Origin of the sequence: Pseudomonas sp. AD21 (genome assembly GCF_002878485.1) — a bacterium.
Lineage (GTDB): Bacteria > Pseudomonadota > Gammaproteobacteria > Pseudomonadales > Pseudomonadaceae > Aquipseudomonas.
The window spans coordinates 23,452-36,223 of the sequence record NZ_NQYG01000039.1 but is presented as its reverse complement, the minus strand read 5'-3'; the positions used below and the strand labels follow the sequence as shown (position 1 = coordinate 36,223).

Here is a 12,772-nt window from a genome sequence, read left to right as displayed (position 1 = left end):
GATTGCCGATGAGCCTTTTCCACCACGCCATGGCGTTGCTGCTGTGCGGATTCTGCGCCGGGGCCAGTGCCGATCCGCTGGACGAGCCCCTCAAACCCTTGCCCGGCGTGCCGCAGCAGGATGCCCGGCGGGTGGACCTCGGGAAGCGGTTATTCCACGAACCACGGTTATCGATCAACAACACGCTGTCCTGCGCCAGCTGCCACCAGCTGGACAGGAACGGTGCCGACAGCCGTGCCTTGTCGCTGGGCTTCGACGGCAAACCGGTGGCCGTCAACACGCCGACCGTGTTCAACGCCACCCTCAACTTCCGCCAGTTCTGGGATGGCCGCGTCGAAACGCTGGAGGAGCAAAGCAACGTCGTCATTACCAGTCCACATGAAATGGGCAGCGACTGGAGCACCGTTATCGAGCGGATCGCCAACGACCCCGACTACCGTCGCGATTTCGCCGCCACCTACCCGGACGGCGTGACCAAGGCCAATGTCCAGCAGGCGCTGGCCAGTTTCGAACGCACCTTGCTGACGCCCAACTCACGCTTCGATCAATACCTGCTGGGCAACACCGACATCCTCACCCTGGAGGAGAAGTACGGTTACCAGCGCTTCAAGGAATACGGCTGCATCGCCTGCCATCAGGGGGTGAACATCGGCGGCAACATGTTCCAGAAATTCGGCGTGTTCGGCGATTACATTGCCGATCGCGGCAACCCGACCGTGGCCGATCAGGGCCGCTTCAACGTCACCGCCGATGAAGCGGACCGGGCCGTGTTCAAGGTGCCGAGCCTGCGCAATGTCGCGATCACCGCACCGTACTTTCACGACGGCTCGGCGCCCACCCTCGAACGGGCGGTGGATGTGATGTTCCAGTACCAGTTGGGGCGCATGCCGAGTGAAGAGGATAAACGGCTGATCATTCTGTTTCTCACGACTCTCACCGGCCAATGGGCAGGCAAGCCATGATCAACATCTCTCGTCGGCGCAGTCTGCTGTTGCTCACACTGGTCGCCCTGGTGCTGGCCTCGATCCTGCTGTTTCTGTACTTCAAATCCAGCTCCGACCAGACCATGACGTACACCGAGTCGCGGGATCTGATCCGGCAGATCAAACAGCAGAATTCGCAGTGGGAAAACGAAATCCTCAAGGCCCGCGTGGCAATCACCCACAACTACGACCCGCTGGTGTCACCGATGAACGAGATGAACCGGCTCTGGGCGCGCTTCGACGCGATCGAGTCCGGGCATGGTCGCAACGACTCGGCGCAATGGAACGAGGCCCACGAGGGTTACCTGCAGGCGATGCAGGAAAAGACCCGTCTGGTCGAACAGTTCAAATCGCACAACGCGCTGTTGCGCAACTCCCTGGCATTTTTGCCCACCGCCGAAGACGACATCCAGCAGCAACTGGCCAACCTGTCGGACTACGATCAATCACAACTGGAAAACATCACCACCGATACCTACGACCTGCTGCTCAGTGCCCTGGAGTTCGCCCAGGTCACCTCCGATGACCGGGCCGCCGACATCGAAGTTGGCCTGAACAAACTGGCGGTGAACGCACAGCGCCTGCCGCAGGTATTTCAAACGCCGATCAAAATCCTCAGCAACCACATCACCCTGATCGCTCGCGAGCAGCCACAGGTCAATCAGTTGCTCGAAAGCATCGAAAACATCCCCGTGGCCGACCGCCTCGACAACATCACCACCATGCTCGACCGCGATCAGCAGCGCGCCGATCTGGTCGATCGGCAGTATCACTTCTACCTGCTGCTGTTTTCGGTCCTGTTGATGATGTCGCTGGTGTGGCTGGCCATCCGCCTGATCGGCAGTTTCGCCGAAATCAACCGGGTCAATAGCGCCCTGCAATCGGCCAACGACGCGCTGGAGCAACGGGTCGAGGAGCGCACCCGGGAACTGCGGGACGCCCAGAGCGAACTGCTCGACGCGGCACGTCAGGCCGGCATGGCTGAAATCGCCACCAACGTGCTGCACAACGTCGGCAATGTACTCAACAGCGTGAACATCTCCAGCGACCTGATCACGCGCAAGCTGCGCAGCAGCAAGACCCAGGGCCTGGGCAAGGCCATGCAACTGATCAACGAACACCCGGATGACCTCGGTGCGTTCCTCAGCGAAGACGCCAAGGGCAAATTGCTCCCTGGTTACCTCAACCAGCTGGTGGGCGCGATTGCGCAGGAACAGCAGGAAATGGTCGACGAATTGAACCAGATGAACAAAAGCGTCGATCACATCAAGGACATCGTTGCCACCCAGCAGTCCTATGCTGGCGCCAACAGCATGACCGAACCGCTGTTCATCAACGAGTTGCTCGAAGACGCGTTGCGCATGAACGCCGGGGCCCTGACCCGACACCACGTCACGGTGGTCAAGGAATACGCCGAAGTGCCGCAGGTGATGGGCGACAAACACCGCTTGCTGCTGATCCTGATCAACCTCATCAGCAACGCCAAATACGCCATGTCCGACCTGAGCAACCGCCCCCGCACCATGACCCTGGCGGTAAAAGTCGTCGATGACAGCTTTCTCGAAATCAGCGTCAAGGACGATGGCGAAGGCATCGCACCGGAAAACATGACGCGGATCTTTGCCCATGGTTTCACCACCCGCAAGGAAGGCCACGGCTTCGGTCTGCACAGTTGCGCCCTGGCGGCCATCGAGATGAACGGGCACCTCACCGCGCACAGCGACGGACCGGGCACAGGTGCGTTGTTCACTTTGCAGATCCCCCTGATCAGCGTCACGGAGAACGCATGAGCGAGCATTCGAACCGCCGCATTCTGCTGATCGACGACATGCCGTCGATTCATGAAGACTTCCGCAAGATTCTCGCGCCGGCTGCCGCGCAATCGCAGGAACTGGACGAAATGGAAGCCGCCCTGTTCGGTGCGCAGACCCGCCCCCAGCGCCCGCTGTTCGAGCTCGATTGCGCCTATGGCGGCGAGGAAGGCCTGGGCAAACTGATGCAGGCCCTGCAGGAACAACGCCCCTACGCGCTGGCCTTTGTCGACATGCGCATGCCCGACGGCTGGGACGGCGCGAAAACCATCGAGCATCTCTGGCAACAGGATTCGCTGTTGCAGGTGGTGGTCTGTACCGCCTATTCGGATTATTCCTGGGATGAACTGCTGGAACGTCTGCAGGCGCATGACCGGTTGCTGATTCTGAAAAAGCCGTTCGACAACATCGAAGTGCAGCAGATGGCCAACACCCTGCTGACCAAATGGCAGATGACGGAACGCGCCTCGTTGCAGATGCATCACCTGGAACATCTGGTCGATCAGCGCACCGCTCAGTTCAAGCAGGCCAGCGAAGAGCTGCAGCGAGAAATCGATGAACGCAAGCAACTGGAAAGTCAGCTGGTGCAGTCGGAAAAGCTCGCTTCACTGGGGCAAATGGCAGCCGGCGTGGCCCATGAAATCAATAATCCGATCGGCTTCATCTCCTCCAACCTCGGCACCCTCGACGGCTACTTCAAACAATTGCTGAGCGTACTCGATGCCTGGCAGACGCTGGGACACACGCCGGACAGCGAGTCCGTGGCCCGGCTTGAGCAACTGCGCAAAGACGTCGATCTGGATTTTCTGCTCGAAGACATCCCGGTGCTGATCCGCGAATCCAAGGAAGGCATTGGCCGCGTCGGGCAGATCGTGAAGGACCTCAAGGATTTCTCCCGGGTCGATACCCATCAGCAATGGCAGTGGGCCAATCTGCAACAAGGCATAGAGTCGACCCTTAACATCGTCGCCAGTGAACTCAAGTACAAGGCCGACCTGATCAAGGAATATCAGCCGCTGCCGGACATCGAATGCCTGCCGTCGCAAATCAATCAGGTGATCATGAACCTGGTGGTCAACGCCGCTCAGGCCATGGGCCCCGAGCGCGGCACCATCACCTTGCGCACCGGGCAACAACAAGACACGGCCTGGGTGGAAGTCGCGGACACCGGCGCGGGGATCGCGCCAGACATCCTGCAGAAAATCTTCGATCCGTTTTTCACCACCAAACCGGTCGGCCAGGGCACCGGACTTGGCCTGTCGCTGTCCTACGGCATCGTCAAAAAACACGGTGGCGACATTTCGGTACGCAGCGAACCGGGCGTGGGCACGACCTTTCGCGTCGAGTTGCCGATGCGCCAGAGCCGACCCGCGGCCTGAGGTGTGGACGTTCGGCGAATGTTTCGGGGGTGGATTTGTTGTTTTTGGATCAAACAGGTGTGTTGTCTGGATGGGCCTCTTCGCGAGCAAGCTCGCTCCCACGGGGGGGTGTGGTCACCACGGTCAATGTGGGAGCGAGCCCGCTCGCGAAGGCGTCAGCCGAGACACCTCAGAATCCGGATCAGCGCACCGGAATCAGCAACTCGCGCAAACCGCAAGCGTGCTCCACCACCTCCCCCGGCAGCTTCAACCGCTGATCATCCAGATAGCGATAATCCTTTCGCGCAATCTCCAGTTGAGCGAAATCCAGCTCGACGCTGAACGTCCCTTCTTCACGCCCCGCTTCGAACAGCAACGTCCCCAGCGGATCGACCAGCGCACTGCCACCGGCGAACATCAAGCCGTCATCCCCGGCCTCGACGCGGTTGACCATCAGCGCGAACGCCTGATTCTCCTGGGCGCGGGCCGTGATCGCGGTGCGGTGGGTTGGCGCGTACGGGTCCATGTTGCCGTTGGTCACGATCAGCAACTCGGCGCCCAGTTGCGCCAACGCACGGGCGGACTCGGGGAATTCGATGTCGTAGCAGATCAACAAGCCCACGCGCACGCCATTCCACTCGCAGGTGGCATAGCGGTCGCCCGCCTCGAACACGCCGCGATCCGAGGCCCAGAGGTGGGTCTTGCGGTATTTCAGGGCGATGCCTTCGGGGGTGATCAGCAGCGTGGTGTTGTAGAAACGACCGTTGTCGTTCTCGGCCATGCCGATCACCACGCCGATGTTGCGCTGGCGGGCGGCGGCCAGCACAGTGCTGACGGTCGGGCCGTCCACCGGCTCGGCGATCTGCGCCACAGTGTCGGCGGTCGGGAAGCCCATCAGGTGGGTTTCCGGGAACACGATCAGTGGCGTGTCAGCGGCGCACGCGGCGATCGCCGCGAGGGCACGTTCGAGGTTGTACGCCGTGTCTTGGTCACGGCCCGCCAGTTGGGCGAGTTCGACTTTCATCGCGAGTCCTTGTGGTCATGGCCGGGCGCGGAAAGATTGCCCGGTGGCTGTCTGTGGGCCAGTATGCGCAGCAAGCAACCGGCCAGGGAATCACGCGGCCGAGGTAACCCGATAGGGGTAGTCCATGTCCGTTTCGTTTGATGACATCACCTGGCACCGCGCCGTCGGCCAACTGATCGACGCGCTCGACAAGCCCAATTTCTGGGCGCAACTGGTGCGCCTGCTCGACCAGTACGTGCCGTTCGATAGCTGGGTGGCGCTGCTGTTCAGCGCCGATCAGCACCCGCAGGTCTTCGCCGAATGCCCTGGCGAGGACGGCAGTCCCGACCCGCTGTTTCAGGATTATCTGCGCGGGTTGTACCGGCTGGATCCCTTCTACATCGACTGCCGCGAGCAGTCGCGCACCGGGTTGTACCGCCTGTCGGAGGTGGCGCCGGAGCATTTCGAGCTGACCGAGTATTACCAGCGATACTTTCGTCTGAATGTGGTCGCCGACGAAATCCAGTTCAATTGCCAGCTTGAAGGCGAACGCACGCTGTGTCTGTCGCTGGGCAGTGAAAAACGTTTCACTGGCGAACAGATTGCTTTGCTGTCTTTGATCCAGCCATGGGTACTGGGCCTGTTGCGCCAGCGCCTGCCGTACGAGATCAACGCAACCGTGGCCCTCGCAGCCGCGCCTGCACCGGTCGACTGGCGCGTGCAACTGGAAGCCTCGGTGCAACAACTCAAGGGCGCGCAACTGACTGCGCGGGAACTGGATGTCGGGCGTTTGATGCTCAGCGGTTGCTCCAGTAAAGAAATCGCCCGTAAGCTGGAAATCTCCGTAGAAACCGTGAAAGTCCATAAGAAACACATGTACAGCAAGCTGGGGATCAAATCCCAGTCGGAGCTGTTTTCGATTTTTCTTCAGGCGCAAAACGCCTGACAACGCGTTGAAATGCTTTCCTGTGGGAGTTGAGTTCCTGTGGTGAGGGGATTCATCCCCGATGGGCTGCGCAGCAGCCCCAAGTCTATGCATGCGGACTTTCAGTTAAACCGCGGTGAATGGTTTTGGGGCGGCTTCGCCACCCATCGGGGATGAATCCCCTCACCACAATAGATCTCATCAACAGGCCCGCCTGCTGCCGCAGGTTTGCAAACTATTGAGTCCGAACCAAGGAAACCGTATGAGCCTGTCACTCCTGAGCCGCTACGCCTTCTTTGCCGTCTGCGTGATTTTCACCCTCGCCAGCCTGCCCTTTCTCGACCACGACTGGCTGTGGCCGATCACCGCCGTCACCGGCGTGCTGAGCCTGCTCGGTCTGTTCGACCTGATGCAGAGCCCGCACGCAGTACGCCGCAACTACCCGATCCTGGGCAACATCCGCTATCTGGTCGAGGGCATCCGCCCGGAAATCCGCCAGTACCTGCTCGAATCCGACAGCGACGCCCTGCCCTTCTCCCGTGCCCAGCGCTCGCTGGTGTACTCGCGGGCGAAGAATGAAAGCGCCGACAAACCGTTCGGCACGCTGATCGACGTGTATCAGTCGGGCTTTGAATTCATCGGCCACTCAATGCGCCCGGCGCCATTGAGCGACCCAAACAGTTTTCGCGTCACCGTCGGCGGCCCGCAGTGCACCCAGCCGTATTCAGCGTCGGTGTTCAACATCTCGGCGATGAGCTTCGGCTCGCTCAGCGCCAACGCCATCCGCGCGTTGAACCAGGGCGCCAAGCTCGGCAACTTCGCCCACGACACCGGCGAAGGCAGCATCAGTCCGTATCACCGGGAAAACGGCGGTGACCTGACCTGGGAACTGGGCAGCGGCTACTTCGGCTGCCGCACCAGCGACGGCCGTTTCGACCCGGAGCGCTTCGCCACTCAGGCGCAGAACCCGCAGGTGCGGATGATCGAAATCAAGATGAGCCAGGGCGCCAAACCTGGCCATGGCGGGATTCTGCCCAAGCACAAGGTGACACAGGAAATCGCCGACACCCGCGGCATCCTGATGGGCGAAGACTGCATCTCGCCGTCACGCCACAGCGCGTTTTCCACGCCCATCGAGATGATGCATTTCATCCAGCAACTGCGTGAACTGTCTGGCGGCAAACCGGTGGGCTTCAAGTTCTGCCTCGGTCATCCGTGGGAGTTCATGGGCATCGCCAAGGCCATGCTGGAAACCGGCATCCTGCCGGACTTCATCGTCGTCGATGGCAAGGAAGGCGGCACCGGCGCCGCCCCGGTGGAATTCACCGACCACATCGGCGTCCCGATGCGCGAGGGCCTGCTGTTCGTCCATAACACTCTGGTCGGCCTGAACCTGCGCGACAAGATCAAACTCGGCGCCAGCGGCAAGATCGTCAGCGCCTTCGACATCGCCAGCGTGCTGGCCATCGGCGCCGACTGGGCCAACTCGGCACGCGGCTTCATGTTCGCCATCGGTTGCATCCAGTCGCAAAGCTGCCACACCAACAAATGCCCGACCGGCGTCGCCACCCAGGACGCCCTGCGCCAGCGCGCCCTCGTCGTCCCGGACAAGGCCCAGCGGGTTTACAACTTCCACCGCAATACATTGAAGGCGCTGGCGGAAATGCTCGCCGCCGCCGGCCTCGAGCATCCGTCGCAACTGTCGGCCAAGCACCTGGTACGGCGCATGTCGGCGACTGAAATCAAACTGTTCTCGCAGCTGCATGTGTTTCTGAAACCGGGGGAATTGCTCACGGGTGAGGTGAACGGCGAGTTCTATTCGCGGATGTGGCAGATGGCTAGGGCGGACAGTTTTGAGCCGCAGGAAGTGGCTGCTGCATGATGATCGATTCGCCAGTCTGCTCGGCAGGCTGGCGCCTCAGGTCCGTTGCTGGCGAAACAGCAAAAACCGGAAAAAACAGCAGCCCACCATCAGGTTCAGAACAGTAAACACCGTCACCGTCAGCAAACCATGCCATCCGCGCATATCGGCAATCGAACCGATGCCCAAGCTTGCGCCCGCCATCAGACCGATAAACAGCAAATAGCCGTACACCGACGTCTTGCTGTCGAAGGTGTAGAGCATGTTCACGTAAAACGAGAACGCCGCCGCCACACAGAAGGCGGCGAAGTTACTGGCGGCCTGGGTCAGTCCGGCAGCGCTGCACAGGACAAAAAAAACCTGCCAGTGGATGAGTGCATCGGCCATTCCAATCACTGTCAGCGCAGGGAATCCTTTCATTGCGGTTCCTTGCCATGGTTTCGTCTGGCGGGCTTTCGAAGCTAGGGCATGGCGCTTGAGCGGTCTACTGTCAGAAATTACAGGTACGGGTTGGATTACGACGGACGGTCAGCCTTACCACTGCAACATCCTGCCGTGCGGCGGTTCCTTCATCACAATGAAACCGTAATCGCCGATCAGATATATCCGGTAATACAGGCTGTCCACCAACGCCGGAAACCCCTGATACCCGACGCGGGTGGCGTTGCGCCGTTCGCGTTCGGCGACCACGTTGGTGATGCCTGCTGACGGCAGGTTTTCCGCGAGGACGAAGTAATCGACATTGAGCAGATAGTGCAGGACCGGCAGCCGTTTGAACGAACCGGCCGCGCTCACCAGCCAACGATCGGAGTAGCTCACCGCCAGGTAAATCCGCTTGGCTTCGCGCAGTTCGCGATGCTCGGCAATGTCGTGGCTCAGGCTGTACAGCGCGCTGCTGGCGAAGTCTTTTTGCAGGGTCAACACTCGGCCATAGGCGAAGGACAGCGAGAGTGTCGCCAGCAGCGGAATGATCAGCAGCAACGGTAAACGACCGTGTCCTGATGCCAACGCAAAGTGCGCCAGATAGAACAACCCGACCAGCAACACACCGAACCCCATCAGGGTCCGCGCACCTTCGTTGAAATCACGAAACAGCAGCGTGATCCCCGGCACCAGCAATATCAGCATCGGCAACGTGATCAAGCACGCCAGCAGGGTTTGCCAAAGAGGCTGACGCCTCGACTGTCCAAGCCGCACACAGCCTGTGAGCGCGCACAACACCAGCACCGCGAACACCCACGGATAGCCGCCGTGAAACAACAGCGCGACTTTTTCCAGTACCCGCTCAAGGTTGATGCCGATCTGCAGCAGTGGCTGGCCGTCGAGGGTCAGCAGCTCGGTTTTGCGCAACGTGTCCATGAACGGATAGGCCGTGACGCTGTAGATCAGAATGCCCAGGCCCAATTGCGCGAACTTCCCGCCCAGCATCTGCAGGATCTCCGGCCATCGGGTTGGCCGGTGAACGGCCCTGAGCAGTTCCACACAACACAGGCCGACAAATACATTGAGGCTGATCTGATAAAGACCGATCGCCAGCGCCAACAACAACGCCGGTACCAGCCAGCGCTGCACCCGCGATGCACCTTCGAACGTGATGGTGTAGATCACCGCGACCATGCTCAGGGCCATGATCGGGCCGTCATATTGATAGGACAGGTTCTGCAACAGGAAAGGGTTGTACCAGAGCGGCAACGGCACCAGACAGCAGGCCAGCGTCGGTTCGGCGAAGTAGTGAAAGGTCAGGCGCGTCAGGGCCAGACTCATCGCTACGACGGCGAGCAATAGCGGTAACGGAAAGATGTTCGGCGCGGCGCCGGTAAAGGTCAGCGCCTGATAAAACCAGTCGGCAAACAACCGCCCCTGCCCGGCCCAGGCGTTACCGGCGGCCAGCGTGCGCCAGTTGTCGTCGATGTAGGGGAAGTCGGCGAGGAGCAGTGGCAGGACGTACAGCAACGTTGCGAGCAGGAAGAACAGCACGACCTGCCGCTGGCTGAGCTCTCGTTCGAGAAATGCGCTCGTCCTCATGTCTGCGCCTCTGTTCACGGCTGCGCGAGATTGCAAAGTGATACAGGTTTGAGCCTTGCAGCAGGGTTTGTATCGCTCTTTCAGACCGGCGGTTAATGCCCCCTGCTGCGCCCATGAAAAAGCCCCAACCAGTTGGCCGGGGCTTCTCTAATTACCGCACTTTCAACTTACGAAACCGAACGCACCGCACTCTGCGAATCACCGGTCGGCTGCAGCTTGAACACGTAGAACAATACGGTCAGCAGCACCAGGAACACCGGCCCCACATACAACGCCACGCGAGTGTCCGGGAAGTAGGCCATCAAGCCGACCACCAGCACCAGGAACGCCAGCGCACAGTACGAGCTGAGCGGGTACAGCCACATCTTGTATTTCAGGCCGGCACGTTCGCTGGCGCTCAGGCCTTTGCGGAATTTCAGTTGCGCCAGCAGGATCATCACCCAGGTCCAGATCGCGCCGAAGGTAGCGATCGAAGTGACCCAGACGAAGACTTTCTCGGGCACAAGGTAGTTGAGCAGCACGCCGATCAGCAGCGCAAAAATCGACAGTAGCAGCGCCCGACGTGGCACGCCGTTGGAGGTCTTGGCGAAACCGGCCGGGGCCTGGCCGTTCTGCGCCAGGCTGTAGAGCATGCGCCCGGTGCTGAAGATGCCGCCGTTGCACGACGACAGGGCTGCGGTGATCACCACGAAGTTGATAATGCCGGCGGCGGTCTTGATGCCCAGACGCTCGAAGGTCATCACGAACGGACTGCCCTGAGTGCCGATTTCGTTCCACGGGTAGATCGACAGGATCACGAACAGCGCGCCGACGTAGAACAGCAGAATGCGCCAGAACCCCGAGCCGATGGCATCGGGAATGGTCTTCTGCGGGTTCTTCGCTTCACCGGCAGTCAGGCCGATCATCTCGACACCGAGGTAGGCGAACATGACCATTTGCAGCGACATCAGCACACCGGTCACGCCGTTGGGCATGAAACCGCCGTGTGCCCACAGGTTGGAAATCCCCAACGCCACGCCATCGTTGCCGAAACCGAACGCGATGATGCCGACGCCGCCGATCACCATGGCAATGATCGTGACAATTTTGATCAGGGCGAACCAGAACTCGAATTCACCGAAGGCTTTCACCGCGATCAGATTGATCGAGCCCATGCTGAGCAGTGCCGCGAGGGCCCAGATCCAGCGCGGTACATCGGGGAACCAGATGCCCATGTATACCGCAACGGCGGTGATTTCCGCGACGCAGGTCACCAGCCACAGGAACCAGTAGTTCCAGCCGGTGAGAAAGCCCGCCAATGGGCCGAGGTAGTCTTGGGCGTAGCGGCTGAACGAGCCGGCCACCGGGTTGTGCACGGCCATTTCGCCGAGGGCGCGCATGATCACCAGGATCGCCAGACCGCCGAGAATGTAGGAGAGCATGATCGCCGGACCGGCCATTTCAATGGCCTTGGCCGAACCCAGGAACAGACCGACACCGATACAGGCGCCGAGCGCCATCAGGCGGATATGCCGTTCACCGAGTTCGCGTTTGAGCGGGCCGCCGTGAGCGGTCTCGCCGTGGGGCAGGTGATTGCCGACTGGCATAGGGAACAACCTCGTCTTGTTATTGGATATGACCACCGAGTATCGAAGCTTCGACCGATAGGCCTGAGCTTCCAGAAACCGCACCTGCCTCGTGGGCAAACACGTCTCGCAGGTCCCAACCTGCAAGATCAGCGGGACGTGCAGTATAAAAAGCTTGTGACAGGGCTTTTCACTCTATAAACCACAACATTCAGCGAGAAGTCTCGGCAATAAGCCGGTTTACGGAGAGGCATTAACTGCTTTACGTAGGAATATTCGCCACCAAAAAGGCCGGCGAGTATTGCACAGCATGGGTGCACCGTCATGTACCTGCTTTGGTGGTATTGAAGATTAAACAGCTCTAGACCGGCACTCTTTAATTCATATGGTCCTGTGAGCTGAAAGGTTTTTGTGGTGAGGGGATTTATCCCCGATGGGGTGCGAAGCGGCTCCTAAACAAGGAGCTCCGCATTTCAAGAGCTTGGGCCTGCTGCGCAGGCCATCGGGGATAAATCCCCTCGCCACAGATAAATCTCTTCATCACAGATAAATCCACTCACCACAGATCAATCCGCTCACCGCAGTTACAGCGCCTCATTACAGGTGACCTCAATCCTCCCAATCCGAAAATTCCTACGGCATTTACCGATCCCACAAAAGCAATCCGCGACTAGCCTTCGGACCTGGATGACTCAACGCAGGGAGCGAACATGCCAGTCAAACCAAATACCTACCGTCTTCGTTTAGGCCGACATTCCGAAACAGGCCGAGCCTATTTCGTCACTTCAGTTGTGTATGACCGCCAGCCGGTATTTTCCGACTGGCGCACAGGCCGTTTATTGGTCGCAGAACTTCGTCACGCCCATGAACAAGGCTTGGTGGAGTCCATCGCCTGGGTGGTCATGCCTGATCACTTTCATTGGCTGATGCAGTTGAACAGCGACAATCTTGGCAAAGTCATTGGCGCGGTAAAGGCGCGCTGCACCCAAGCCATTAACAGGAAAACCGGTCGTCGCGGCCGATTGTGGCAAACCGGCTATCACGACCGTGCCATACGCGACGGCGAAGACTTGAAACCGTTCGCCCGTTACATCATTGCCAATCCGCTACGAGCCGGATTGGTGGAGCGGATTGGCGACTACCCGCTTTGGGACGCCTGCTGGCTCTAGGTCCGTTACCGAAGCCCGATCATGGTGATTATCCGTGGTAAGGGGATTTATCTGTGGTTAAGAGATTTGAAT

The 12,772-nt window shown here is 59.8% G+C and carries 10 protein-coding genes; 6 read left to right on the top strand and 4 right to left on the bottom strand.

The features are described 5' to 3' along the window. The first annotated feature begins 8 nt into the window (after positions 1 to 8). Genes PseAD21_RS20420 through PseAD21_RS20410 form a run of 3 tightly spaced genes read left to right on the top strand, consistent with a single transcriptional unit; the run spans position 9 to position 4,173 of the window. The gene (locus PseAD21_RS20420) at positions 9 to 962 is read left to right on the top strand and encodes a cytochrome-c peroxidase (protein WP_102357402.1); all 954 of its coding nucleotides are present in this window, start codon (positions 9 to 11) and stop codon (positions 960 to 962) included. Next, positions 959 to 2,773, top strand: a complete 1,815-nt coding sequence (locus PseAD21_RS20415; RefSeq protein WP_102357400.1) for a DAHL domain-containing protein — start codon at positions 959 to 961, stop codon at positions 2,771 to 2,773. The genes PseAD21_RS20420 and PseAD21_RS20415 overlap by 4 nt, the downstream gene beginning before the upstream one ends. Then, positions 2,770 to 4,173 carry an ATP-binding protein gene (locus tag PseAD21_RS20410; RefSeq protein WP_102357399.1) on the top strand — a complete coding sequence of 468 codons (1,404 nt, stop codon included), beginning with the start codon at positions 2,770 to 2,772 and terminating at the stop codon, positions 4,171 to 4,173. Before PseAD21_RS20415 ends, PseAD21_RS20410 begins: the two co-directional genes overlap by 4 nt. A gap of 181 nt (positions 4,174 to 4,354) precedes the next feature. Here the strand turns inward: PseAD21_RS20410 and PseAD21_RS20405 are convergent, their stop codons facing one another. Further along, positions 4,355 to 5,176, bottom strand: coding sequence for a carbon-nitrogen hydrolase family protein (locus tag PseAD21_RS20405; protein ID WP_102357397.1), 822 nt, complete (start codon positions 5,174 to 5,176; stop codon positions 4,355 to 4,357). A gap of 124 nt (positions 5,177 to 5,300) precedes the next feature. Here PseAD21_RS20405 and PseAD21_RS20400 point away from each other — a divergent pair, with 124 nt between their 5' ends. Together PseAD21_RS20400 and PseAD21_RS20395 are read left to right on the top strand one after the other, a co-directional pair. Then, complete coding sequence (locus PseAD21_RS20400) at positions 5,301 to 6,101, top strand: LuxR C-terminal-related transcriptional regulator (protein ID WP_102357395.1); 801 nt, start codon at positions 5,301 to 5,303, stop codon at positions 6,099 to 6,101. Positions 6,102 to 6,342: 241 nt separating this feature from the next. Then, positions 6,343 to 7,962 carry an FMN-binding glutamate synthase family protein gene (locus tag PseAD21_RS20395; protein ID WP_102357393.1) on the top strand — a complete coding sequence of 540 codons (1,620 nt, stop codon included), beginning with the start codon at positions 6,343 to 6,345 and terminating at the stop codon, positions 7,960 to 7,962. Positions 7,963 to 7,998: 36 nt separating this feature from the next. On the opposite strand, the gene PseAD21_RS20390 is transcribed toward PseAD21_RS20395, so the two are convergent. From PseAD21_RS20390 to PseAD21_RS20380, 3 genes are all read right to left on the bottom strand, one after another. Then, positions 7,999 to 8,361 carry a GtrA family protein gene (locus tag PseAD21_RS20390; RefSeq protein WP_102357392.1) on the bottom strand — a complete coding sequence of 121 codons (363 nt, stop codon included), beginning with the start codon at positions 8,359 to 8,361 and terminating at the stop codon, positions 7,999 to 8,001. Positions 8,362 to 8,475: 114 nt separating this feature from the next. Beyond that, the gene (locus tag PseAD21_RS20385) at positions 8,476 to 9,966 is read right to left on the bottom strand and encodes a glucosyltransferase domain-containing protein (RefSeq protein WP_102357390.1); all 1,491 of its coding nucleotides are present in this window, start codon (positions 9,964 to 9,966) and stop codon (positions 8,476 to 8,478) included. A gap of 167 nt (positions 9,967 to 10,133) precedes the next feature. Further along, on the bottom strand, positions 10,134 to 11,552 hold the full coding sequence (locus PseAD21_RS20380; RefSeq protein WP_102357389.1) for an amino acid permease: 1,419 nt from the start codon (positions 11,550 to 11,552) through the stop codon (positions 10,134 to 10,136). A 689-nt stretch (positions 11,553 to 12,241) separates the two neighbouring features. On the opposite strand from PseAD21_RS20380, the gene PseAD21_RS20375 reads away from it, so the two are divergent. Further along, positions 12,242 to 12,700, top strand: a complete 459-nt coding sequence (locus PseAD21_RS20375; protein ID WP_102357387.1) for a transposase — start codon at positions 12,242 to 12,244, stop codon at positions 12,698 to 12,700. Positions 12,701 to 12,772 lie beyond the last annotated feature (72 nt).

Excerpts from the sequence above, each read along its gene's own strand:
- PseAD21_RS20400 (WP_102357395.1), top strand. The coding sequence starts at position 5,301 with ATGTCCGTTTCGTTTGATGACATCACCTGGCACCGCGCCGTCGGCCAA.
- PseAD21_RS20395 (WP_102357393.1), top strand. The coding sequence starts at position 6,343 with ATGAGCCTGTCACTCCTGAGCCGCTACGCCTTCTTTGCCGTCTGCGTG.
- PseAD21_RS20385 (WP_102357390.1), bottom strand. The coding sequence starts at position 9,966 with ATGAGGACGAGCGCATTTCTCGAACGAGAGCTCAGCCAGCGGCAGGTC.
- PseAD21_RS20380 (WP_102357389.1), bottom strand. The coding sequence starts at position 11,552 with ATGCCAGTCGGCAATCACCTGCCCCACGGCGAGACCGCTCACGGCGGC.
- PseAD21_RS20410 (WP_102357399.1), top strand. The coding sequence starts at position 2,770 with ATGAGCGAGCATTCGAACCGCCGCATTCTGCTGATCGACGACATGCCG.
- PseAD21_RS20375 (WP_102357387.1), top strand. The coding sequence starts at position 12,242 with ATGCCAGTCAAACCAAATACCTACCGTCTTCGTTTAGGCCGACATTCC.
- PseAD21_RS20415 (WP_102357400.1), top strand. The coding sequence starts at position 959 with ATGATCAACATCTCTCGTCGGCGCAGTCTGCTGTTGCTCACACTGGTC.
- PseAD21_RS20420 (WP_102357402.1), top strand. The coding sequence starts at position 9 with ATGAGCCTTTTCCACCACGCCATGGCGTTGCTGCTGTGCGGATTCTGC.
- PseAD21_RS20405 (WP_102357397.1), bottom strand. The coding sequence starts at position 5,176 with ATGAAAGTCGAACTCGCCCAACTGGCGGGCCGTGACCAAGACACGGCG.
- PseAD21_RS20390 (WP_102357392.1), bottom strand. The coding sequence starts at position 8,361 with ATGAAAGGATTCCCTGCGCTGACAGTGATTGGAATGGCCGATGCACTC.